Raw genomic sequence first — 23,151 nt, 5'->3', positions numbered from 1 at the left:
GGTCAGGTCAGAAAGTGCCAGAGCAATAGCGTACCGACCAGCCCGACCACCGAAACAATCGTCTGCAACACCGACCACACCCAGATCGTCTGTTTGAGCTGCAAGCCGAAGTACTCACGCACCATCCAGAACCCGGCGTCGTTGACGTGGCAGAAGAACACCGAGCCGGCGCCAATTGCCAATGCCACCAATGAACTCTGCGTAGCCGCCAGCCCGGCCATCATTGGCGCGAGGATGCCCGCCGTCGTGGTGGTGGCGACCGTCGCCGAGCCGGTGGCCTGGCGCAGGGCCACGGCAATCAGCCAGGCCAGCAGCAGATACGGCATGTGCGCGCCTTCGGCGACCTTGCTGATGGTCTGGCTGACGCCGGCGTCCAGCAGGGTTTGCTTGAGGCCACCGCCGGCGCCGATGGTCAGCAACAACACGGCGATGGGCGCGAGGGCTTTGCGCAGGGTGTTGCCGACTTCGGCACGCGGCATGCCGGCGGCCCAGCCCAGGCAAACCACCGCGGCGATTACCGCCAGGCCGAGGGCGATCAGCGGTTCACCGAGGAATTTCAAGGTCAGCGCCAGCGGGTTTTCCGGCGACATGGCGACCTTGGCCAAGGTGCTGCCGAGCATCAAAATCACCGGCAGTAAAATAATCAGCAACGACACGCCGAAACTCGGCTGGCGCGGCGCCTTTGGCGGTGCGCTGAACAGCGCGCCGATGTCGGCCGGTTCATCCACGTGCATGCGCTTGGACAGCCAGTTGCCATAGAGCGGGCCGGCCAGAATCACTGCCGGCACTGCCAGGCAGAAGCCCAGCAACATGGTCAGGCCGAGGTCGGCGTGCAGCGCGCTCACCGCAATCAGCGGTCCCGGATGCGGCGGCATCAGGGCGTGCAGGGTGGTCATGCCCGCCAGTGCGGGGATGGCGATTTTCAACAAGGGCTGGTTCGAACGTTTGGCCATCACAAAGATGATCGGCACCATCATCACCAGGCCGACTTCGAAGAACAGCGGCAAGCCGATCACCATGGCCACCAGCGCCATTACCCAGGGCAGTGATTTGCCTTTGCCCAGCCCGAGCAGGGTGGTGGCGATACGGTCGGCCGCGCCGGATTCCGCCATCAGCGCACCGAGCATAGAGCCCAGCGCGATGATAATCCCGGCTTCACCGAGAATCGCCCCGGCGCCTTTGCTGAAGGCTTTGGCGACTTCCTCCGGGGGCAACCCGGCGCCGACACCCGCGATAAACGTACCGATCAAAATTGACAGGAACGGCGGTAGCTTGGTCGCGCTGATCAACACAATGATGCTGGCGATCGCCAGCAGAACGCAGAACATGAGGCGGGTGTCGTGAACCATCCACGCGGCAGTCGATAACTCCAAAACGGGACTCCTTATCGAACAGGTTGGCTAATATGTTTCTTTTTGTTTCCTGCTCGAAAAGCATACCTGATAGAACTGTGCCAGAGCGTCCATGTGCGATTTTGGTGCGCGTCATGTAACGGCGGGCTGTCGCGCGGATGACAAATTTGCAACCCGTGCCCGAGTATTTGGCCTATAGCTCTATGATCAACGGACCACACCCTTTGAGGATATTTCATGAGCGCAGGACATAACCACGGCCAAGCACGCGCCGGCCACGAGCGTCTTCTATGGATCGCCCTCGGGCTGACCAGCAGCTTCATGATTGCCGAGGTGATCGGCGCGTTTATCACCGGCAGCCTGGCGCTGTTGTCCGACGCCGCGCACATGATGACCGACGCCCTGGCCCTGGCGATTTCCCTGGTAGCCATCCAGGTTGCCAAACGCGCAGCCGACCGCAAGCGCACCTTTGGTTATGCGCGTTTCGAGATTCTGGCGGCCGCCTTCAATGCGCTATTGCTGTTCGCCGTGGCGTTTTACATCCTGTATGAGGCCTATCAACGGCTCCAGGCACCGGCTGAAATCCAGTCCACCGGTATGCTGGTCATTGCGGTGCTGGGGCTGATCGTCAACCTGATTTCCATGCGCCTGCTCAGTGCCGCCAGCGGCGAAAGCCTTAATGTGAAGGGCGCTTACCTGGAAGTCTGGAGCGACATGCTCGGCTCTATCGGCGTGATCATCGCGGCGGTGGTGATCATGTTCACCGGCTGGGGTTGGATCGACTCCGTGGTGGCGGCGGCGATTGGTTTCTGGGTGTTGCCGCGCACCTGGACGCTGCTCAAGGAAAGCATGAACGTGCTGCTGCAAGGTGTGCCGGACGGGGTTGATATCGATCAGGTCGAGCAGGCCATTCGCAAGGTGCCCGGGGTCAAGGACGTGCACGACCTGCATATCTGGGCCCTGACCAGCGGCAAGAATGTGCTGAGCACTCACTTGGTGGCGGACTCGTCGCTCGGCACGGAGCAGCAGATCCTCGCGCTTGTGACGGAATTGCTGCACGAACAATTCGATATTTCCCACGTCACCTTGCAGGTTGAAGGCGAAGGGTTTCATCACGACGAACATGACGACGTGCACGCCTGATCCTCGCTAACGGATTTGTAATGTTCTGCCCACCGCCCTGATAAGTACCGAAAGCTACATTGCCCCCGCTGGGAAACCTCAGCGACTTCATGGGCGTGGAACTTTCGTTATGGCAATTTCCGTTAAAACACTGTTGGGGGCGACTGCGTTGTGGGTGGCGGCCAGTGCTGTCCAGGCGCAAACCCTCACGCTTGATAGAGCCCTGCAAACCGCGTTTGCCAACAACCCTGACCTGGCTGCCGCGCAGTGGGAAATCGACATCGCCCAGGGCGGTCGCCAGCAGGCAGGCTTGATCCCCAACCCGGTGGCCTCCTGGGATGCTGAAGACACCCGCCGCAGTACGCGCACCACCACCGTCAAACTCAGCCAGACCCTGGAACTGGGCGGCAAACGCGGTGCGCGGATTGACCTGGCCACTCGGGCCCAGGACGCTGCCGCACTGACCCTGGAGCAGCGTCGCAATGGCCTGCGCGCCGATGTGATCGACAGCTATTACGGCGCCCTGCGTGCCCAGGAGCGCCTCGACCTGGCGCAACGCTCTATGGCCCTGGCCGAGCGCGGGCTGGTGGTCGCCAACGGCCGCGTCACGGCCGGCAAGTCGTCGCCGGTCGAAGCCACTCGCGCGCAGGTGCAGGTCTCGGAGATCCGCCTGGAACTGAACCGGGCGCAGATCGGCCTGAGCGACGCCTATCGCCGCCTTGCGGCCATTACCGGCAGCGCCGCGCCTGATTTCCAGGCGGTCGCCACACAACGCCAATCCGCTCCGCCATTACCGGCCTCCACACCGTTGCTCGCGCGTCTTGAGCAAACCACGGAGCTGCGCCTGGCTGAACTGCAAATCCAGCAAAGCGAAGCCAGCGTAGGCCTGGAAAAAGCCCAGCGGATTCCCGACCTCGACGTGTCGATCGGCAGCCAGTACGACGCCAGCGTGCGCGAGCGGGTGAACCTGGTGGGCGTGTCGATGCCGATCCCGCTGTTCAACCGCAACCAGGGCAACGTGCTCGCCGCCAGCCGCCGCGCCGACCAGGCCCGTGACTTGCGCAATGCCACTGAGTTGCGCCTGCGCACCGAAACCCGCCAGGCCCTGGACCTGTGGCAAACCGCGAATACCGAAGTGCGCGCCTTCAACCAACAGATCCTGCCCGCCGCCCAAAGCGCGGTGGACAGCGCCACCCGGGGTTTCGAGATGGGCAAGTTCAACTTCCTCGACGTGCTCGACGCCCAGCGCACCTTGATCGCCGCGCGCACGCAGTACCTCACGGCGACCGCCCAGGCCACCGACGCCTGGGTACGCATCGAACGGATTTACGGCGACCTCGCCCGGTTTTGATTTTTTCTGGAGTCTTTTATGAAGCATAAACACGGTGTGGCGCTGGCCGTCGCCCTGGGCCTGATGCTGTCTGGTTTTGCAAACGCCGAAGAAGAGGAGGGCACACTCGAACTCACTGAGCAGCAGATCCAGGCCGCCGGTATTCAACTCGCCCAGGCCCAGCCACGCGCCATCAGCACCCTGCTGACACTGCCGGGAGAAGTGCGTTTTGATGAGGATCGCACCTCGCACATCGTCCCGCGCGCGGCCGGTGTGGTGGAGGCTGTGAAGGTCAACCTCGGCCAATCGGTTAAGAAGGGCGAGCTGTTGGCGGTGATCGCCAGCCAGCAAATTTCCGACCAGCGCAGTGAGCTGGCAGCCAGTGAGCGTCGGGTCGAACTGGCGCGCACCACCTTCCAGCGTGAGCGCCAATTGTGGCAGGACCAAATCTCCGCCGAGCAGGATTACCTGCTGGCGCGCCAGGCCTTGCAGGAAGCGGAAATCGCCCTGAACAACGCCCGCCAGAAAATGACCGCCCTCAGCGGCAGCGCAGTCCTGGTCGGCGGTAATCGCTATGAACTGCGTGCGCCCTTCGCCGGCATGGTGGTGGAAAAGCACCTGGGAGTCGGCGAGGTCGTGAGCGAAACCAGCAACGCGTTCACCCTTTCGGACCTGTCCCAGGTATGGGTCACCTTCGGTGTATTTCCCAAGGACTTGAACAAGGTGCGCGTCGGTAAACCGGTGAAAGTCAGCTCTACGGAAATGGGCACCGAGGTGCTCGGCACTGTGGCCTACGTCGGCAACTTGCTCGGTGAGCAGACACGTACCGCCACCGTGCGCGTGAACGTGCCCAACCCCGACGACGCCTGGCGCCCCGGGCTGTTTGTCACCGTGCAATTGGCCACTGACACCTACCAGGCCAAGGTCACCGTGCCTCAAACCGCGATCCAGACCATCGAGGACAAACCCTCGGTGTTCGTGCGCACGCCGGACGGTTTTATCACCCGCCACCTTGAGCTGGGCGTGAGTGAAAACGGCTACGTCGAAGTGCGCCAGGGTCTCGACGCCGGGGCGCAGGTGGCGACTGTCGGCAGCTTCATCCTCAAGTCCGAACTGGGTAAAGGCTCGGCCGAGCACGCCCATTGATCCTGCGAGTGATTCCCCATGTTTGAGCGCCTTATCCAATTTGCCATCGAGCAGCGCATCATCGTGCTGCTGGCCGTGTTGTTGATGGCCGGTGTCGGCATCGCCAGCTATCAGAAATTGCCCATCGACGCCGTACCCGACATCACCAATGTGCAGGTGCAGATCAACTCGGCGGCGGCCGGGTTTTCGCCGCTGGAAACCGAACAGCGCATTACCTTTCCCATCGAAACCGCCATGGCCGGGTTGCCGGGTCTGCAGCAGACGCGGTCGCTGTCGCGCTCCGGTTTGTCCCAGGTGACGGTGATTTTCAAAGACGGTACCGACCTGTTCTTCGCCCGCCAATTGGTCAATGAGCGCCTGCAGGTCGCCCGTGGACAATTGCCCACCGGCATCGAAACCGCCATGGGGCCGATTTCCACCGGTCTCGGGGAAATTTTCCTGTGGACCGTCGAGGCCGAGGACGGCGCGCTCAAAGAGGACGGCACGCCCTACACGCCGACCGACCTGCGCGTGATCCAGGACTGGATCATCAAGCCGCAACTGCGCAACGTGCCGGGTGTGGCCGAGATCAACACCATCGGCGGCTTTGCCAAGGAATACCAGATTGCCCCGGACCCCAAGCGCCTCGCGGCCTACAACCTGACGTTGACCGATTTGGTCACGGCGCTTGAGCGCAACAACGCCAACGTCGGCGCCGGTTACATCGAGCGCAGCGGCGAACAGTTGCTGATCCGCGCGCCGGGGCAAGTGGCGTCGATTGATGACATCGCCAATATCGTGATCACCACTTCCGATGGCACGCCGATCCGCGTGCGCAATGTGGCGCAGGTCGAAATCGGCCGTGAGCTGCGTACCGGCGCCGCCACCGAAAACGGCCGTGAAGTGGTGCTGGGCACGGTATTCATGTTGATCGGCGAAAACAGCCGCACTGTGTCCCAGGCGGTGGCGAAAAAACTCGAAGAGATCAACCGCTCGCTGCCCGCCGGCGTGGTCGCCGTCACCGTTTACGACCGCACCAACCTGGTGGAAAAAGCCATCGCCACCGTGAAGAAAAACCTCTTCGAAGGTGCGCTGCTGGTGGTTGCGGTGCTGTTCCTGTTCTTGGGCAATATCCGCGCAGCGTTGATCACCGCGATGGTGATTCCCCTGGCGATGTTGTTCACCTTTACCGGGATGTTTACCAACAAAGTCAGCGCCAACCTGATGAGTCTTGGCGCACTGGACTTCGGCATTATCGTCGACGGCGCGGTGGTGATTGTCGAGAACGCCATCCGCCGCCTGGCGCATGCGCAACAGCGCCACGGCCGTTTGTTGACCCGTAGCGAGCGGCTGCATGAAGTGTTCGCGGCGGCCAAAGAGGCGCGGCGAGCGCTGATCTTCGGGCAGCTGATCATCATGGTGGTTTACCTGCCGATCTTCGCCCTCACTGGCGTGGCCGGGAAGATGTTCCACCCTATGGCCTTCACCGTAGTAATCGCGCTGCTGGGCGCGATGATTCTGTCGGTGACGTTCGTCCCGGCCGCGATTGCGCTGTTCGTCACCGGCAAGGTCAAGGAAGAAGAAAACCTGGTGATGCGCACGGCGCGTCGCGTCTATGCGCCGGTGCTGGATTGGGTGATGGCGCGCCGCCCGTGGGTATTTGGCTTGGCTGTGTTGACCATTGTCGCCTCTGGGGCGGTGGCCAGCCGCATGGGCAGTGAATTCATCCCCAGCCTCAGTGAAGGCGACTTCGCCCAACAGGCCCTGCGCGTGCCGGGTACCAGCCTGACGCAATCGGTGCAGATGCAGCAGCAGCTTGAGAAAACCTTGAAGACCCAGGTGCCGGAAATCGAGCGGGTCTTTGCGCGCACCGGCACCGCGGAAATCGCCTCTGACCCGATGCCGCCGAATATTTCCGACAGCTACGTGATGCTTAAACCGAAGGCGCAGTGGCCCGATCCAAACAAGTCCCGCGAGACACTGATTGCCGACATCCAACGCGCCAGTGCGATTGTGCCGGGCAGTGCGTATGAACTGTCGCAACCGATCCAGCTGCGCTTCAACGAGCTGATTTCCGGGGTGCGCAGTGATGTGGCAGTGAAGGTGTTTGGTGACGACATGGCGGTGCTCAACAAGACCGCCGGGGAAATCGCCGAGACCCTGCAAAAGCTGGAAGGCGCCTCGGAAGTCAAGGTCGAACAGACTTCCGGCTTGCCGGTGCTGACCATCAATATCGACCGCGACAAGGCCGCGCGTTTCGGCCTGAATGTGGGCGATGTGCAGGACACCATTGCGGTTGCCGTGGGCGGGCGTCAGGCCGGTACGTTGTACGAAGGTGATCGCCGCTTTGACATGGTCGTGCGTTTGTCCGACGCGTTACGCACCGATATCGACGGGCTGTCACGGCTGCTGATTCCGGTGCCGGCGCTGGCCGGCAGTGCGGCTGGGCAGTTGGGCTTTATTGCCTTGTCCCAGGTCGCGAGCCTGGACCTGGTGCTCGGCCCCAACCAGATCAGCCGCGAGAACGGCAAGCGCCTGGTGATCGTCAGCGCCAACGTGCGCGGGCGGGATATCGGCTCGTTTGTCGAAGAGGCCGAGGCGGCCATCAGCACTCAGGTGAAAGTCCCCGCCGGTTACTGGACCACCTGGGGCGGCCAGTTCGAACAGTTGAAGGAAGCGTCCGAGCGTTTGCGCATCGTGGTGCCGGTGGCATTGCTGCTGGTGTTCGGGCTGTTGTTCATGATGTTCAACAACCTCAAGGACGGCCTGTTGGTGTTTACCGGGATTCCCTTCGCATTGACGGGTGGGATCATGGCGCTGTGGCTGCGCGATATTCCGCTGTCGATTTCGGCGGGCGTGGGCTTTATCGCCTTGTCCGGCGTCGCGGTGCTTAACGGGCTGGTGATGATTGCCTTCATCCGCAACCTGCGTGAGGAAGGTCGCGCGTTATCGGTGGCGGTCAACGAAGGGGCGCTGACCCGTTTGCGCCCGGTATTAATGACCGCGCTGGTGGCGTCCCTGGGGTTTATCCCGATGGCCCTGGCCACCGGCACCGGCGCCGAAGTGCAGCGCCCGTTGGCGACGGTGGTGATTGGCGGGATTATTTCTTCTACGCTGCTGACCTTGCTGGTGCTGCCGGCGCTTTATCAGTGGGCGCACCGCAAGGAAGAGGAAACACCAGGCGAAACAGTGTGAAACCACCGGGCAGGCTGCGCACGTCAGCCTGCCCCTGGTGCAGGGTCATGATCGACCGCACGATGGCCAGGCCCAGGCCGGTGCCACCTTCGGTGCGAGCGCGGCTGCTGTCGACACGGTAGAAGCGTTCGAACAGGTGCGGCAGGTGGTGCGCCTCGATGCCGGGGCCGGGGTTGCTGACCGACACCGACGCCGTGTTCCCGTAGGCCTCCACCAGCAGCGAAATATGCGAGCCCGCAGGGCTGTGGCGGATGGCATTGGACAGCAGGTTCGACAGGGCGCGCTGGATCATCAGGCGATCGCCGTGCACGTGAGCATCGCCGCTGAGGGTCAGGGTCAGTTGTTTGTCTTCGGCACTGAGGGCGAACAAGTCCATCACCCGAGCCGTTTCAGCCGCCAGCGACACCGCCGCGAAGGAAGCCCGCGCCGCCGGGTGGCTGACCTGGGCCAGAAACAGCATGTCGGAGACGATACGCGCCAGGCGCTCCAGCTCTTCGGTGTTGGATTCCAGCACGGCTTTGTATTCGTCAGGCGGCCGCTGGCGCGACAGCGTCAACTGGGCTTTGCCCATCAGGTTGGTCAGGGGCGCGCGCAATTCGTGGGCGAGGTCATCGGAGAATTGCGACAGTTGCTGCACCCCAGCGTCCAGGCGATTGAGCATCACATTAAAGCCTTGCGCCAACTCGCCCAGCTCCTGGGGCAGGTTGTCGACGGAAAGACGATGCGTGAGGTCCTGAGTGGTGACTTTGGCCGCCACATGGCTGAACTGTTTCAACGGCGCCAGCCCGCGCTGCACCAGCCACCAGGCGCCCATGCCGATCAAGAGCAGCAGCATGGGCAAGGCGATCACCGTAGCGCGCAGGTAAGCACTGAGCAGCGCTTGATCGTCGGTGCGGTCCAGGGACAGCAGCACGCGTACACGTTCGCCGCTGGCCAGGCGCATCAGGCTGGAGGCGCTGAGCACTTGGTTGCCGACACTGTCGGTCCAGTTGAGGTAACCGAGGGTTTCCCGTGGGGTGAAGTCTGTGAGCAAAGGTGTCTGAGGCTTGGCCCCGGTGCTCAGCAGCACGCTTTCGTCGGGTGCGGTGCCGACGATGGTCAGGTAGAAGTTGTCATGGCCAATCACCAGGTCCATCAGTGAATGCGGGCGGGCGCGGATGGTGTTCACGTCCATGCCCTGGGCCACGCTGTGCTGGATCTGTTCCATCTTGCTTTCCAGGCCCTTGCGCGCCAGCTTTTCCAGTTCGTGGGTCAGGGCCAGGTACGCCAGGGTTGCCAGCAACAGCACCAGGCCTGCGCCCATCACACTGACCGTCAGGCCCAGGCGCATCGACAAACTGCCGGTCTTCATCCGCGCGCCTCCAGCACATAACCCACGCCGCGAATGGTGTGGATCAGCTTGACCTCGCTCTGGTCATCCACCTTGGCCCGCAGGCGGCTGATGGAGACTTCCACGACGTTGGTGTCGCAGTCGAAATTCATGTCCCACACCAGGGAAATGATTTGCGTGCGGGTCAGCACTTCGCCGGTTTGGCGCATCAATACCTGCAGCAGGGCGAACTCTTTGGTGGTCAGGTCGATCCGTCGGGAGCCGCGATACGCGCGATGGCGGCGTGGGTCCAGCTCCAGGTCCTGCACGCTGAATACTTCCGGTTGTGGGATATGCTCGCTGCGTCGCAGCAGGGTGCGGACCCGTGCGAGCAATTCGGGAAACTCGAAGGGTTTGACCAGGTAATCATCGGCGCCCATGTCCAGGCCCTTGATCTTGTCGGCCAGCCGGCCACGCGCGGTCAGCATCATTACCCGTTGCGTGCCGTTGCGGCGCAATTGCTCCAGCACTTCCCAGCCATCCTTGCCCGGCAGGTTGACGTCAAGAATGACCAACTCATACGCGTGCTGCCCGGCCAGGTGCAGGCCGTCGATGCCATTGGACGCGCAGTCGACCACATAGCCACTTTCACTCAGGCCTTGCTGCAAATAGTCAGCGGTTTTTTGCTCGTCCTCAACCACAAGGATACGCATAGAAATTTACCTTTTACTGAAAGAGAAGAGGTCCATTTCCCTATGGAATCAGGTGTTTTGAGAGTAGGGAAATTCTGAAGTCTGAAGTAGCTTCAGGGTCAACTGCGACCATTGGTCGCGACTTAGCTTGCGGGCAAAAAAAACGCCCCAGAGGGGCGTTAAAAATTCATCTCTTTCCAAAGGAGCTACACAAAAGCTTCAGAGATGAATGTGCTCGGTGCAATTAAGTTGAAGCGAGTATAGGAAGTTCAACTTAACGGGAAGCTGAACCCAATGTTACAGTTTTGATAGTTATCAATTTGTGAGCAGATGTTAGTTAATGGCGAACGAATGTAAGCAGTTGTCAAAGTGCCACTAGTGGGTATTCGGCAATCAAGCGAATTTCCTCCAGGTCTGATTCGAAAGCGCTGGAGCGCACGGTGGCCTGGCGCAAACGCAATGACAAATCCTTCAGGCTGCCACTCTGCACCCTGTACTTGACCTCGACGTCCCGCTCCCAGCGACGCTGATCCGTCAGCGGATTACCCGCCGCATCGCGGCGCATGTACACCGCGTTGGCGTTGCTGTAATCGGCGCCGGTGCCTTTGCCGTAGCGGGTCATGAACGACAAGCCGGGAATGCCGAACGTCTGCATGTCGAGGTCGTAACGCACCATCCACGAGCGCTCCTTGGGCGAGTTGAAGTCGCTGTACTGGATAGAGTTGTTGAGGAAGATCGAGTCCGATTGGCGCAGGTAATCGAAGTCGTCGTCGCCATTATTGCGCTGGTGCGACACGGCCAGGCTGTGGGCGCCGACCTTGACCCCGAGCCTGGCGCTCCAGATGTTGTTATCGAATTCACCCAGCAGTTTTTTGCCTTCGTCCACGGCCTTGTAATAGTTGACGTCGCCGAACAAGGAGACGTCGTCGGTCAGCGGGTACGTGGCGGCACTGCCGACGTAATACTGATCCCAGGCGTCCTTCAAGCGGCTGCTGTAGAGGCTGACACTCAGGTGTTTATTGACGGTGTAGTCGCCGCCGAAATAACCGATCCAGGGTGAGTCGACCTTGCCCGCATAGAAAGTCGCAAAGCCTTTGTCCATGCCGCTTTCGCTTGGCTGGCTCATGCCGCTCAGGCGCCCACCTTGCAGGCTCAGGCCTTCAAGGCTGGTGTTCTGCGCGGTGACACCGCGAAAGCTTTGCGGCAACAGGCGTGAGTCGCCGGCGGCCACCACCGGCGTGGCGGGGAATACGTCGCCGGCCTTGAAGACCGTGTCCAGCACGCGCAATTTTGCGGCGCCGCCGAATTTGCTGTAGCCGCTTTCGGGGTGGTTATTGCTGTCCACCGGCAGCATGCCGAACGAACCCTTGCCGCCGCTGCGGCCGGTGCCGGAGTCGAGTTTCAGGCCGTACATGGCAAACGCATCCAGGCCAAACCCCACGGTGCCTTGGGTAAAGCCGGATTCGAACTTGCCGATCAAACCCTGCGCCCAGGCCTCGGAATAGCCGTTGCCCGTGGGGCTGGACTGTCCCTTGCGGTCGTCGCGGTTGAAGTAAAAATTGCGCGCCAGCACGTTCACGCTGCTGCCTTCGATAAAACCTTCGGGCTTGTCCTCCACGGCCACGGCTGCCAGGGGCAGTGCGGCCAGCAATGAAAAGGGAAGGGTGTAGTAAGCAATGCTCATGGTTTGCTCCTCGGTGTTGGCAGTGTTCAGCTTCTTATAGAAGTGGGCATTTTTATTGATCTGGCCCGGGCTGATAGTTGCAAACAGCGGATAACGACTTCATGGCGTGAACATTACAATTCTGGAAACTCACGGCCACCTAACAAATAAGTAATGGTTTGGTGAACATTCCGTCAGGGTTACTTCATTACGCTCGTCACTGAACTTCTTAGACGAGGAACCTGTCATGAACTTTTATAAAATTGGCCTGGGTGTATTTACTGCAATCCTGTCATTGGGTGCATTGGCCGAAGGCGGCGGTGATCGCACCTTTGCCCTGATGATGGAACGCAATGAGAAAGCCATGGCGGCTTACGCCGAAAAAAAGGGGCAGCCGGCACCCGAGGTACAGGCCTACCGCTATGGCATGGCGCTGGACATTGCCAAGGTGGTCAACGTCACGCCGCCGATCCGTTCGTGCAACCCGGTGCCGTCGCGCATGACCTATGAAGACTCCAGCGGCAAGCTCAATACCCTTGAATATCAAGTGATGGGCGTCTGCCGAAATAATGGTGGTTAACCGAGCCAGAAAAACAGTTGGGCGAGGGGCTAAAAAGCGCTTCAGAAAATCCCGGCAGCGCCGATGCAGGTCAGATTCATCTCCTCAAATATCATCGGTGCCTCATGTTCAACACCCGTTTGAAGCAGGAGCTGTCGGCTCTTCGCGAAGAGTTGTCGAGCTTGCAACAGGTCAAGGAGAGCCTGGAAAGTGAAATGCTGTGCCTGACGCTGGATGCTGAAGGCCGGGTGGAGTGGGCAAATGCCAACTTCCTGCAGGAACTGGCGTACCAGGCTACCAATATCCTGGGGCGCCACATTGATGATCTGGTGCCGGCACACGTGCGTCAGGACGAATTCCAGCTGCGTTTCAAGAATGCCCTGGTGCGCGGCGAACACTTCGCGGGCACCGTGCGGCTGATGCGCGGCAATGGCAAGGAAGCGTGGTTGCGCTCGATCCTGCAACCCGTGCGCAGCTCGGATGGGCGCATCAAGCATTTTTCGATTTACTCAAGCGACCTCACCCGCACCATCGAGGCCTCGCGCGAGCATGAAAACCTTATCACCGCGCTGGTGCGTTCTACGGCGGTCATCGAGTTCGACCTCGGCGGGCATGTGCTGACGGCGAATGACCGGTTCCTCAGCGGCATGGGTTACAGCCTGGCGCAGATTCAGGGCAAACATCACCGGATGTTCTGTGAGCCGCAGGAATACAACAGCGCCGAGTACCAGAACTTCTGGAAGCGTTTGAATGCCGGTGAGTTTGTCGCCGCGCGTTTCAAGCGGGTCGACAGCCATGGCCGCGTGGTCTGGCTGGAAGCCACTTATAACCCGGTGCTGGATGCCAATGATCGCCTGTACAAGGTGGTCAAATTCGCCACGGTAATTACCGACCAGGTCAGCCAGGAACAGGCGGTGGCCGAGGCCGCCAACATTGCCTACAGCACCTCGCTGCAAACCGACAACAGTGCCCAACGTGGCACCACTGTGGTGACGCAGGCGGTGGACGTGATGCGTGATTTGGCCAAGCACATGCAGCAGGCCGGTGACGGCATTGAGGCGCTCAATGCCCAGTCGCAAGTGATCGGCAGCATCGTCAAGACCATCAGCGGCATTGCCGAACAGACCAACCTGCTGGCGCTCAATGCGGCCATCGAAGCGGCGCGCGCGGGTGAGCAGGGCCGTGGTTTTGCGGTGGTTGCCGATGAGGTGCGTCAATTGGCGTCGCGCACCAGCAAGGCCACCGAGGAAATCGTCGGTGTGGTGCGTCAGAACCAGGACATGGCTCGCGATGCGGTGTCCCTGATGACCGAGGGGCGTCTGCAGGCCGAGCAAGGCTTGGCGCTGGCGGCTGAGGCCGGCACCGTGATTGTGGAAATCCAGGACGGTGCGCAAAAAGTGGTGAGCGCAGTCGGGCAGTTCGCCAATCAGCTGTCGAGCTGACCCGTCGGGCTTGTGCTTGAGGTATCGTAGGTTTTTTCTTGCTTGAAGAGCCGACCCTCCATGAGCCCTACTCACTGTCGCCCCGTTCCACTGTCCAAGGCCTATCGCTTGCTCAATCACGGGCCGACCGTATTGGTGAGCGCAGCCCACGACGGTCGACGCAATATCATGGCCGCTGCCTGGGCCATGCCCTTGGATTTTGAACCGCCGAAAGTCGCGGTGGTGCTGGACAAGGCCACCTGGACCCGGCAATTGCTGGAAGGCGCCGGCACCTTCGTGCTCCAGGTGCCCTGCGTGGCGCAGGCCGATCTGGTGCAGACGGTCGGCAACACCACGGGCGCCGACACGGACAAATTCGCCGCTTACGGTCTGCAAACCTTCCACGGTGAACACACCGACGCGCCGTTGCTGGAGGGCTGCGTGGCATGGTTGGAATGTCGCCTGTTGCCCGAGCCTCACAATCAGCAGACCTACGATTTATTCCTCGGCGAAGTGCTCGCGGCGTATGCCGACGAACGCGTATTCAGCGAAGGGCACTGGCACTTCGAAGGGCATGACGCGTTGCGCACCTTGCACCATATCGCGGGCGGGAATTTCCTGAGCATCGGCGAGCCGGTTGTCGGGCGCCAGCTGTAAGCCTGGCCTCTCTGCGGCGGCTGCGCACATTGCGCACGGTGGGGCCGATATTGGAAACAACCTGGATCAAGTGTGGGAGGGAGCTTGCGCGCTCCCACATTTTTTATTGCATTTCCCCTCAGCCAGTCAGCGCCCGAGCATCTTCACCCATCGCGACGGTGGCATGCCGTAGGTGCTGCGAAATTGCCGCGTCATATGGCTCTGGTCGGTGAACCCGGCGGTCAGTGCTGCATCGACCAGCGCTTGGCCTTGGGCCAGCAGGCTACGCACCAAGTCCAAACGCCGCATGGTCAGGTAGCGGTAGGGACTGGTGCCGAACAACAACCGAAAATCGCGCGACAATGCCCAGCGGTCACGGCCGCAATGGTCGGCCATCTCATCCAGGGTGATGCTGCGGCCCAAGGCGCTGTGGATAAATTCCCGGGCACGCTCGGCGGCCACGTAATCGAAGGATTTACGGCTGACGATCACGCCCGACGCAGCGCTCAGCGCCTGGGCCAGGTCGTACAGCGCGTCCTGTTCCTGCATCGGGTCAATCGGGCAGTCCAGGCTTTGCAGCAATACCTCGCTGGCGCGGAACAGTCTCGGGTCAGTCGACAGTCCGTTGTGGATAAACGGTAGCGGCCGGCCGCCCAGGATCTGCTGTATCAGCGCCGGCTCCACATAAATCATGCGGTACTTGAAGCCTTCTACACTGCTGGCGCGGCCGTCATGGGTTTCGTCGGGGTGAATCACCATGGTCGTACCGGGCAGGCTGTGGGTCATGCAGCCGCGGTAATGAAAGCTTTGCACGCCAAACAACGTGCGCCCGATGGCGTAGGTGTCATGGCGATGCGGGTCGAACGCGAAGCCGGCAAAGTACGCCTCGATACGATCCAGGCCGCTGGCGTGCGGGGCGCGGTGCAGCCAGTCGAGTGCGGAGGTGGGTTGGCCCATGGTGGTTTGTCACAAATTGAGGTGGAAACACGTTAACCCAGTCTGGCGTGGGTTGTCTGGCGGGGTCTTGAACGATTGTGCGTGCTGGCGGTAGCGCCTGGACAGTGTATTTTTCAGCTAATACGCTGCATAGCATTAAAAAATGATTGTTTTACGATAATTTATCTATTATTTTTGCGTCCTCCATCACCCATTGAGGTTGCTTATGAATACCCAACGTCTGGCCCGGCTCAGTCAGCGCATGTCGCTGCTTACCCTTTTGCTGATTGTCGTCATGCTGGTGCTCAATACCTGCGTATGGCTGTTCCCGGTACTGAGTTCTTCTGCCGATGGCCTGGGGTTTGGCTTTGCCTTGAGTGACCGCCTGATCCAGGCACGCAGCGCGCAAGTAGCGCTGCTGCCCTGGTGGCAAATCCTGGGCGCTATTGTGCTTTCCAGCATTCCGTTGCTGGCCCTTGGCGGGGGCTTGAACCATCTTCGTCTATTGTTCCAGAACTACGCCCGTGGCGAGTATTTCTCCCGTGCGGCGGCGCAGCACTTGGGCAAGGTGGGGCGGGCGGTTGCGGTGTGGGTACTGCTGGACTTTTTATGCGAGCCGTTGCTCAGTGTCTGGGTCACGATGAATGAGCCGGTCGGCCAGCGGTTTATCACGTTAAGTGTCACCGCGCCGAGCTTCGTCGCCTTGTTTCTCGCTGCCTGTATCGCGGTAATCGCGCGTATCCTGTGGCAGGCCAGTGAAGTGGATTCTGAAAACCGCACTTTTGTTTGAGATTGACATGCCCATTGTGATTGAACTGGACGTTATGCTTGCCCGGCGCAAGGTCAAATCCAAAGACCTGGCAGCCGCTATCGGGATTACCGAACAGAACCTGTCGTTGCTCAAACAAGGCAAGGTCAAGGGCATACGGCTGGGTACGCTGGATGCGATCTGCGCCTATCTGGACTGTCAGCCCGGCGACCTGTTGGTGCACACACCGGAGCCGGCGGCCGAACAGGCTTAACCACTTGCCAAGAGGGATCGTCCAATGCAGTTCTTCGACTTGCCGTATGCCGCGCCGTTATTGGCGCTGGGGCTGCTTTGGACGGTCGCGGTGGTGACGCCGGGGCCCAACTTTTTCAACACCGCCCAACTGGCCGCAAGTTGCTCGCGTCGGCATGGCGTGGTGGCGTCGGCCGGGGTGGCGACGGGGACGGTGATATGGGGGCTGGCGGGCGGCTTGGGCATCAAGTCGCTGTTCACCGCCGCGCCCATGCTCTATCTGGCGTTCAAACTCATCGGCGGCTGCTACCTGATCTACCTGGGGCTGAAACTGTTCAGGCGTTCGGCGCCCTCGATGAGCCAGACGCTATTGCCTGCCGAACCCCGGCGCTCGCTGTTTTCCGCCTGGCGCTTCGGCTTGCTGGGCAACTTGTCCAACCCCAAGGCCGCGTTGTTCGTCACCACGGCCTTCGCCTCGACCATGCCGCCTTCACCGTCCCCCACATTGTTGGCCCTGGCGGTAATCACCATGGCCACGTTGTCATTCAGCTGGTACACAAGCGTGGCCCTGGTGTTTTCCAGTGAACGGATGGCCAACGTCTATGGCCGTTCGCGCAAGTGGCTCGACCGGTTTGCCGGTGGTTGCTATGTGCTGTTCGGCGCACATCTGGTAGCGAATCGCTGACGGCTCATGGTAAGAAGCCTTACTTTCAACAGTGAGGCCGAGTCATGAGCAAGGTGCGGGTAGGTATTATTTTTGGTGGCCGTTCGGCCGAGCACGAGGTCTCGCTGCAATCGGCGCGCAATATCGTCGATGCACTGGACCGCTCGCGTTTCGAGCCCATCCTGATCGGTATCGACAAGGCCGGCCACTGGCACCTCAACGACACCTCAAACTTCCTGATCAACCAGGAAAACCCGGCCTTGATCGCCCTGAACCAATCCAATCGTGAACTGGCGGTGGTGCCAGGCAAGGCCAGTCAGCAAGTGGTGGAGACGTCCGGTCAGGGTTTGCTGGAACACATCGACGTGATCTTCCCCATCGTCCACGGCACCCTTGGCGAAGACGGCTGCCTGCAAGGCCTGCTGCGCATGGCCGACCTGCCGTTTGTGGGCTCCGACGTGCTCGGTTCGGCGGTGTGCATGGACAAGGACATCAGCAAGCGCCTGCTGCGCGACGCCGGGATTGCCGTCAGCCCGTTCATCACCCTGACCCGTCGCAACGCGGCGCGCACGTCCTTTGATACGGCTGTGAGCACCCTCGGCTTGCCGATGTTCGTCAAACCCGCCAATCAGGGTTCCTCGGTGGGTGTGAGTAAAGTCGGCAACGAAGCTGAGTACCACGCCGCCGTCGAACTGGCCTTGGGCTTTGATGAAAAAGTGCTGGTGGAGTCCGCCGTCCAGGGCCGCGAAATCGAATGCGCCGTGCTGGGCAATGACAGCCCTGTCGCCAGCGGCTGCGGCGAGATCGTGGTGAGCAACGGGTTTTATTCCTACGACAGCAAATACATCGACGGCCAGGCCGCCCAAGTGGTGGTGCCGGCCGATATCAGCCCTGAAGCCAGCGAGCGCATTCGCCACCTGGCCATCGAAGCGTTTGAGGTATTGGGCTGCGCCGGGTTGGCGCGGGTCGATGTGTTTCTCACTGGCGACGGTGAAGTGCTGATCAACGAAATCAACTCGCTGCCCGGCTTCACCCGGATCAGCATGTACCCCAAGCTGTGGCAGGCGGCGGGGATGAGTTACAGCGACTTGGTGAGCCGGTTGATTGAGCTGGCGCTGGAGCGGCACGCGGGGCGTAAGGGCTTGAAGATCAGCCGCTGAGTGTTCAAGGCCTGACGCGGTCCCTTGTGGCGAGCGGGCTTGCCTCACCACAAGAGTCGCGTGTTCTTCAGGGGCTACGAACGATCCACGAATAGATCAAGGTCTTCGCCTCTTGCGGGTGATGAGTTCTTCGGCGGTAGCTGGCGAAGGTGGGGGATGTGCAATAAGTGCACACCTCACTGACGTCGATCTGTTCACGCTGCACCCCCGCAGCGTGTAACAGCATCACCCCATAGCCGCTCAAGTCAAACCAGGCACTTCCCGCTTGCCTCGCGTAGGGCGGTGCAATCTCCGGTGCCAGCAACGGCGCCGGTTGCTCGAAGCGCCACGGTGCCTGACCGGCATGCCACAAGTGACCCTGGTCCGCCTGAAACTGCGCAATAAACCCCTCGCTCACTTCATAGCAGCACGGTTTGATCGATGGCCCGATAGCCACCTGCAACTGGTCCACCGCAATCCCTTGAGCGGCAAATTGCTGCACGGCGTTGGCGATGATCCCGCCCTGCAACCCCTTCCAGCCGCCATGCACCGCCGCCACCATGGCAGCGCTTTTTGCAGTGATCAGAATGGGCAGGCAATCAGCGGTAATCACTGCGATCGGCTGATGCTCGCGAGTGAACACGCCATCCGCCTCGATCGTATTGGCCACCTGATCCGCCTGCCATTCAATCACCGACGCACTGTGTACCTGCTTGCAGATGAACACGTCATCCGGGCGCAGTGGATCATTGATCGAACAAAAGCCGTGTTCGACGCCGGGGATGGCGTCGAGATTATCTGCCTGCTGCACCGCGCGCGCTCCCTTGGATAAATACTCAGTCGCCGACCGCTTCGCCTTCACGCCGAGGGTCTGCCCCGCCGCTCAGCGACACCTTGCCGTGGGCATCCCGCGTGCGAACGATGGCCTGGATGCCGCTGGTCATATCGATTTCGCTCAGCGTATGGCCCTTGTCCTTGAGTGCCTGTTTCAACGCCGGGCTGAACAGACCTTGCTCCAGTTCTGTCGCGCCGTTGCGGCTGCCGAAGTTGGGCAGGCTGATGGCGGCTTGCGGGTCGAGGTTCCAGTCGAGCATCGCCACCAGGGATTTGCTCACGTACTCGATGATCTGCGAACCACCCGGTGAGCCCACCGTGGCCAGCAACTCGCCGCTCTTGCGGTCGAACACCAGCGTTGGCGCCATGGCCGAGCGTGGGCGCTTGCCGGGCTCGACACGGTTGGCCACCGGTTGGCCGTTTTCTTCGGGGATGAACGAGAAGTCGGTCATCTGGTTGTTCAGCAAAAAGCCCTGGACCATTACGTGGGAGCCGAACGCCGCTTCCACCGTGGTGGTCATCGACACGGCGCCGCCCTGGTCATCCACCGCGACTACTTGCGAAGTGGAGATGCGCAGCGGCGAGCGGTCCGGCGCGTACGCCACCTGGATGCCCGCAGGCTGGCCCGGTTTGGCGATGCCCATGCTGCGTGCGCCGATCAGCGCGGCGCGTTTGGCCAGGTAGTCGGGAGCGACGAGGCCGGCGACCGGCACCGGTACGAAGTCGGCGTCGGCCACGTACAGCCCACGGTCGGCGAAGGCCAGGCGGCCGGCTTCTGCCATCAGGTGCACGGCTTCGGGGGTGGGCTCAAGGCCGGCAGGCGAGGCACTCTTGACCGGTTTCATTGGTGCGATGGCCAAGCGTGGGTCGCGGGCTTCTACGGCCTGTAACGTGCCGAGGATCTGCGCCACCGCAATTCCGCCTGACGACGGCGGTGGCATGCCGCACACCTGGTATTGCTTGTAGTCGGTGCACAGCGGCGTGCGTTCCTTGGCGGTGTAAGCCTTGAGGTCCGCTTGCGACAGGCTGCCCGCATTGCGGTTGCCCTGAACCTTGCGCGCAATCTCGTCGGCGATTGGCCCGTGGTACAGCGCGTCCGGTCCTTCCTTGGCAATGCGTTTGAACACGGCGGCCAGCGCCGGGTTCTTCAGCAGCGTGCCGGTGGCTTTAGGCGTGCCATCGGCATTCAGAAAATAGGCCGCCATGTCGGGTGATTGCGGGATGAAACGGTCGGCGGCGATCAACGCGTGCAAGCGTGGAGAAATCGCGAAGCCTTGCTCCGACAGACGAATCGCGGGTTCAAACAGCTTGGCCCATTGCAAGTGCCCGGTCTTCTTGTGTGCCATCTCCAGGGCACGCAAGACCCCGGGTGTACCGACCGAGCGCCCGCCAATCTGCGCATCGGTAAACGCCATCGGCGTGCCGTCGGCCTTCAGGAACAAGCGCTCAGTTGCACCGGCCGGTGCCGTTTCGCGGCCGTCATACGCGTGCACGGTTTTCCCGTCCCAGAGCATGATGAACGCGCCGCCGCCGATGCCGGATGACTGCGGTTCCACCAGGGTCAACACAGCCTGCATCGCAATCGCCGCATCAATCGCCGACCCGCCCTGGCGCAACATCTCGCGCCCGGCTTCGGCCGCCAGTGGGTTGGCGGCGGCGGCCATATGGCGCTCGGCGTGGCGGGTGGTGAGGTCGGTGCGATAACCCGAACCCAACTCCGGTGCCGGCGGCTGTTCATTGACAGGGGTGTGACAGCCAGCCAGGGCGAGGGCTGCGGCAATCATCGACAGTTGACGGCGGGAAATCGAAAACACGCGTTGAACTCCGTTCATTTTGAGAATGATCTGTTGTCCTTGGGAAAGTGCTTTTTACAGGTAAATCGTGCCTTGCAGGTAGAGCGCTGCGTGGCCGGAGATAATCACCCGGTCGCCTTTGAGCTCACAACGCAGTTGCCCACGGCGGTTGCCACCCTGTTCGGCGGTCAATCGCGACTTGCCCAAACGTTCGCTCCAGAACGGCGCCAACGAGGTGTGGGCAGACCCGGTCACCGGGTCTTCGTTGACACCCACGTTGGGGCCAAACCAGCGGGAAATGAAATCAAAGCGCGTGCTTTTGGCCGTTACCGCAATCCCGCGTTTGGGCAGGCCCTTGAGGCGTGCGAAGTCCGGCGTCAGGGCGGCGACCTGGGCTTCGTCGTCGACCAGAACGATGTAGTCATCGGTGGCAAATACCTCAGCGTGCTCAAGCCCCAATGCGCTCAACATGCCGGCTGGCGGTTCGCAGCGCTGGGGTTGTTTGGCCGGGAAGTCCATTGCCAACTCATCGCCATTGCGCGTCACGCGAAGCTCGCCGCTGCGGGTGGCAAAGCGCAACACTTCAGGTGCGCCCGGCAACTGGTGAATCAACACCCACGCCGCTGCCAGCGTGGCATGGCCGCACAGGTCGACTTCAACTTCCGGTGTAAACCAGCGCAACTCATAGACCTCGCCACGCGGCACGAAAAACGCGGTTTCCGAGAGGTTGTTCTCCGCGGCGATGTTGTGCAATTGCTCGGTGGGCAGCCACTCGGTGAGCGGGCAGACTGCCGCCGGGTTACCGCCAAAGGCCTGTTGGCTGAAAGCATCGACTTGGTAGATGTCCAATTTCATCGCAGGCGCTCCATGTGAGGGGAGGCTGGACACTAGCAGTGGGGTCGCGGGAGCGTCAAAGTACAGATGGCGCCTTTTTTTCAGCGCATGAGTCTGAGCTGCGCAGCGACGAGCCGCGCTCAACCCAGGCGCAACACCATCGCCCCGGCGGCAATGATGCACGCGGCAACGATGCGAACTCGCGTGAGAGGCTCTTTGAGCACCCACGCTGAAATCACCACGCCGAACAGGATCGACGTTTCCCTAAGTGCCGAAACACTGGCGATCGGTGCCTGCGTCATTGCCCACAGGGCCAGGCCGTATGACGCCACAGTGCCTGCGCCCCCAACGATGCCAAGCCGCCAATGACGCGCGACGTAATCACAAAACACCGCACGCCGCGTCACTAACGCCCACGTGGCAAGCGGGATGCCGGTCAGCAGGAAAATCCACAGGGTGTAAGCCGCCGGCGCGCCGGACGTGCGCACGCCCAAACCATCAATCAGGGTGTAACCGGCAATCACACCGGCGTTGATCAGTGCCAGGACCAAACCTTTTCTGTGCCCTGCCGAAGGCGCGGCGGCCATGCTCAAGATGCCGAGTGAGATCACTGCGATCCCAAACCAGGCGAACGTCGACAGCGGTTCAGACAGCGCAAACACACTCACCGTCGCCACCAGCAGCGGCGCGCTGCCGCGCATGATCGGATAGGTCTGGCTCATATCGGCAATGCGGTACGTTGAGGCGACCAGCACGAAATACAGCACCTGGAACAGCACCGATACGCCGAGGTACGGCCAGCTCTCTTTCGCCGGCAGCACCAGAAAAGGGACGGCCGCCAACGCGATCAACGAGGCGACGGCGGCGATCATGCAGGTGGTCAACAGCGTGTCGACGCCGCCTTTGACCACGGCGTTCCAGGTGGCATGAAGTGCGGCACCCAGCAGGATGATCGCGAAGACGGTGAGGCTCATGCGTCGCGGTTTGCGCTGTTGATCAGCGACGTCAACACGTGGTCCGCCCACTCGCCGTTAATCTTGAGATAGGCCCGCGCTGCACCCTCGCGCTCGAACCCCAGCCGTTTGAGCAAGCGCGCACTGCGTTCATTCTCCGGCCGGTAGTTGGCCATGATGCGATGAAGCTTCATCTCGTCGAATACATAGGCAATCGCGGCGTTCAGTGCTTCGTGCATCAACCCCTGGCCCTGAGCCGACTCGTCGAGTGCATAACCCAGATGGCACGCTTCGAATGCGCCACGCACGATGGTGGTGAAGTTACAGCTGCCGATGATGTGCCCGTCGCGCAGCATCAGCAGGTGCAAGGCTTCGCCGCTGGCGGTTTTCTCGGCCATGGTTGCCAGGCGTTGGCTGATCGCAGCCAGTTCGAAATACTCGTCGTCGCGCGAGGGTTCCCAGGGTTGGAGGAACGCGCGGTTGGCCACAAGGTGCGCGCGCAGGGTGCCCGCGTGGGAGGGGTGGGCCGCTTGCAGCAACAGCCGTTCGGTGGTGATGCCGCGGGTGGGGAATTGAGGGTTCACGTATCGCCTC

Annotated in this window: 21 protein-coding genes and 1 pseudogene; 12 read left to right on the top strand and 10 right to left on the bottom strand. The window is 61.3% G+C overall.

The window, feature by feature from the left end; genetic code table 11:
- Positions 1–2 precede the first annotated feature (2 nt).
- Positions 3–1,373 (bottom strand): GntT/GntP/DsdX family permease, encoded by a 1,371-nt coding sequence (locus ACLBW8_RS18825; RefSeq protein WP_064450549.1) that lies wholly within the window; start codon positions 1,371–1,373, stop codon positions 3–5.
- A 216-nt stretch (positions 1,374–1,589) separates the two neighbouring features.
- On the opposite strand from ACLBW8_RS18825, the gene ACLBW8_RS18820 reads away from it, so the two are divergent.
- The 4 genes from ACLBW8_RS18820 (at position 1,590) to ACLBW8_RS18805 (ending at position 8,124) form a co-directional block, all read left to right on the top strand.
- Positions 1,590–2,495, top strand: coding sequence for a cation diffusion facilitator family transporter (locus ACLBW8_RS18820; RefSeq protein WP_064450550.1), 906 nt, complete (start codon positions 1,590–1,592; stop codon positions 2,493–2,495).
- A gap of 109 nt (positions 2,496–2,604) precedes the next feature.
- On the top strand, positions 2,605–3,825 hold the full coding sequence (locus ACLBW8_RS18815) for a TolC family protein (RefSeq protein WP_221293833.1): 1,221 nt from the start codon (positions 2,605–2,607) through the stop codon (positions 3,823–3,825).
- An 18-nt stretch (positions 3,826–3,843) separates the two neighbouring features.
- Positions 3,844–4,950, top strand: coding sequence for an efflux RND transporter periplasmic adaptor subunit (locus tag ACLBW8_RS18810; RefSeq protein WP_447806050.1), 1,107 nt, complete (start codon positions 3,844–3,846; stop codon positions 4,948–4,950).
- Positions 4,951–4,968: 18 nt separating this feature from the next.
- Positions 4,969–8,124, top strand: a complete 3,156-nt coding sequence (locus tag ACLBW8_RS18805) for a CusA/CzcA family heavy metal efflux RND transporter (protein ID WP_447806049.1) — start codon at positions 4,969–4,971, stop codon at positions 8,122–8,124.
- Here the strand turns inward: ACLBW8_RS18805 and ACLBW8_RS18800 are convergent.
- From ACLBW8_RS18800 to ACLBW8_RS18790, 3 genes are all read right to left on the bottom strand, one after another.
- The gene (locus ACLBW8_RS18800; RefSeq protein WP_064450554.1) at positions 8,039–9,475 is read right to left on the bottom strand and encodes a heavy metal sensor histidine kinase; all 1,437 of its coding nucleotides are present in this window, start codon (positions 9,473–9,475) and stop codon (positions 8,039–8,041) included. The genes ACLBW8_RS18805 and ACLBW8_RS18800 overlap by 86 nt on opposite strands.
- A complete protein-coding gene (locus ACLBW8_RS18795; protein WP_053254221.1) occupies positions 9,472–10,146 on the bottom strand; it encodes a response regulator transcription factor PcoR in 675 nt (224 codons plus the stop codon). The genes ACLBW8_RS18800 and ACLBW8_RS18795 overlap by 4 nt, the downstream gene beginning before the upstream one ends.
- A 343-nt stretch (positions 10,147–10,489) precedes the next feature.
- On the bottom strand, positions 10,490–11,809 hold the full coding sequence (locus ACLBW8_RS18790) for an OprD family porin (RefSeq protein ID WP_447806048.1): 1,320 nt from the start codon (positions 11,807–11,809) through the stop codon (positions 10,490–10,492).
- Between the two features lie 226 nt (positions 11,810–12,035).
- Between ACLBW8_RS18790 and ACLBW8_RS18785 the strand changes: the two genes are divergently transcribed.
- The 4 genes and pseudogenes from ACLBW8_RS18785 (at position 12,036) to ACLBW8_RS18770 (ending at position 14,425) form a co-directional block, all read left to right on the top strand.
- Positions 12,036–12,368 carry a DUF2790 domain-containing protein gene (locus tag ACLBW8_RS18785; protein ID WP_064450556.1) on the top strand — a complete coding sequence of 111 codons (333 nt, stop codon included), beginning with the start codon at positions 12,036–12,038 and terminating at the stop codon, positions 12,366–12,368.
- 104 nt (positions 12,369–12,472) lie between these two features.
- Positions 12,473–13,249, top strand: a pseudogene (locus ACLBW8_RS18780) (PAS domain-containing protein); the annotation flags it as partial.
- A 108-nt stretch (positions 13,250–13,357) separates the two neighbouring features.
- Positions 13,358–13,789, top strand: coding sequence for a methyl-accepting chemotaxis protein (locus tag ACLBW8_RS18775; RefSeq protein ID WP_407016642.1), 432 nt, complete (start codon positions 13,358–13,360; stop codon positions 13,787–13,789).
- Between the two features lie 60 nt (positions 13,790–13,849).
- Positions 13,850–14,425, top strand: coding sequence for a flavin reductase family protein (locus ACLBW8_RS18770; protein ID WP_064450558.1), 576 nt, complete (start codon positions 13,850–13,852; stop codon positions 14,423–14,425).
- A gap of 126 nt (positions 14,426–14,551) precedes the next feature.
- On the opposite strand, the gene ACLBW8_RS18765 is transcribed toward ACLBW8_RS18770, so the two are convergent.
- The gene (locus ACLBW8_RS18765) at positions 14,552–15,361 is read right to left on the bottom strand and encodes an AraC family transcriptional regulator (RefSeq protein ID WP_064450559.1); all 810 of its coding nucleotides are present in this window, start codon (positions 15,359–15,361) and stop codon (positions 14,552–14,554) included.
- A gap of 205 nt (positions 15,362–15,566) precedes the next feature.
- On the opposite strand from ACLBW8_RS18765, the gene ACLBW8_RS18760 reads away from it, so the two are divergent.
- Genes ACLBW8_RS18760 through ddlA form a run of 4 tightly spaced genes read left to right on the top strand, consistent with a single transcriptional unit; the run spans position 15,567 to position 18,164 of the window.
- Positions 15,567–16,130 carry a DUF2975 domain-containing protein gene (locus tag ACLBW8_RS18760; RefSeq protein WP_262666951.1) on the top strand — a complete coding sequence of 188 codons (564 nt, stop codon included), beginning with the start codon at positions 15,567–15,569 and terminating at the stop codon, positions 16,128–16,130.
- Between the two features lie 7 nt (positions 16,131–16,137).
- Positions 16,138–16,362 carry a helix-turn-helix domain-containing protein gene (locus ACLBW8_RS18755; RefSeq protein WP_064450561.1) on the top strand — a complete coding sequence of 75 codons (225 nt, stop codon included), beginning with the start codon at positions 16,138–16,140 and terminating at the stop codon, positions 16,360–16,362.
- A gap of 24 nt (positions 16,363–16,386) precedes the next feature.
- Entirely contained in the window at positions 16,387–17,025 is a 639-nt protein-coding gene (locus ACLBW8_RS18750; protein WP_447806047.1) for a LysE family transporter, read from the top strand.
- Between the two features lie 44 nt (positions 17,026–17,069).
- On the top strand, positions 17,070–18,164 hold the full coding sequence (ddlA, locus tag ACLBW8_RS18745; protein ID WP_447806046.1) for a D-alanine--D-alanine ligase: 1,095 nt from the start codon (positions 17,070–17,072) through the stop codon (positions 18,162–18,164).
- Positions 18,165–18,231: 67 nt separating this feature from the next.
- On the opposite strand, the gene pgeF is transcribed toward ddlA, so the two are convergent.
- The 5 genes from pgeF to ACLBW8_RS18720 form a co-directional block, all read right to left on the bottom strand.
- Positions 18,232–18,954, bottom strand: coding sequence for a peptidoglycan editing factor PgeF (gene pgeF, locus ACLBW8_RS18740; protein WP_221293838.1), 723 nt, complete (start codon positions 18,952–18,954; stop codon positions 18,232–18,234).
- Positions 18,955–18,979: 25 nt separating this feature from the next.
- Positions 18,980–20,809 (bottom strand): gamma-glutamyltransferase, encoded by a 1,830-nt coding sequence (gene ggt / locus ACLBW8_RS18735; RefSeq protein ID WP_447806045.1) that lies wholly within the window; start codon positions 20,807–20,809, stop codon positions 18,980–18,982.
- Positions 20,810–20,845: 36 nt separating this feature from the next.
- Positions 20,846–21,625, bottom strand: a complete 780-nt coding sequence (locus tag ACLBW8_RS18730) for a PhzF family phenazine biosynthesis protein (RefSeq protein WP_447806044.1) — start codon at positions 21,623–21,625, stop codon at positions 20,846–20,848.
- A gap of 119 nt (positions 21,626–21,744) precedes the next feature.
- A complete protein-coding gene (locus ACLBW8_RS18725; RefSeq protein ID WP_064450567.1) occupies positions 21,745–22,578 on the bottom strand; it encodes a DMT family transporter in 834 nt (277 codons plus the stop codon).
- A complete protein-coding gene (locus ACLBW8_RS18720) occupies positions 22,575–23,141 on the bottom strand; it encodes a GNAT family N-acetyltransferase (RefSeq protein ID WP_447806043.1) in 567 nt (188 codons plus the stop codon). The genes ACLBW8_RS18725 and ACLBW8_RS18720 overlap by 4 nt, the downstream gene beginning before the upstream one ends.
- Between the last annotated feature and the right edge of the window lie 10 nt (positions 23,142–23,151).

It is taken from the genome of Pseudomonas sp. M5A4_2d (assembly GCF_053345295.1).
The sequence above is the reverse complement of the archived record's forward strand: the minus strand, read 5'-3'. Positions and strand labels throughout refer to the sequence as shown.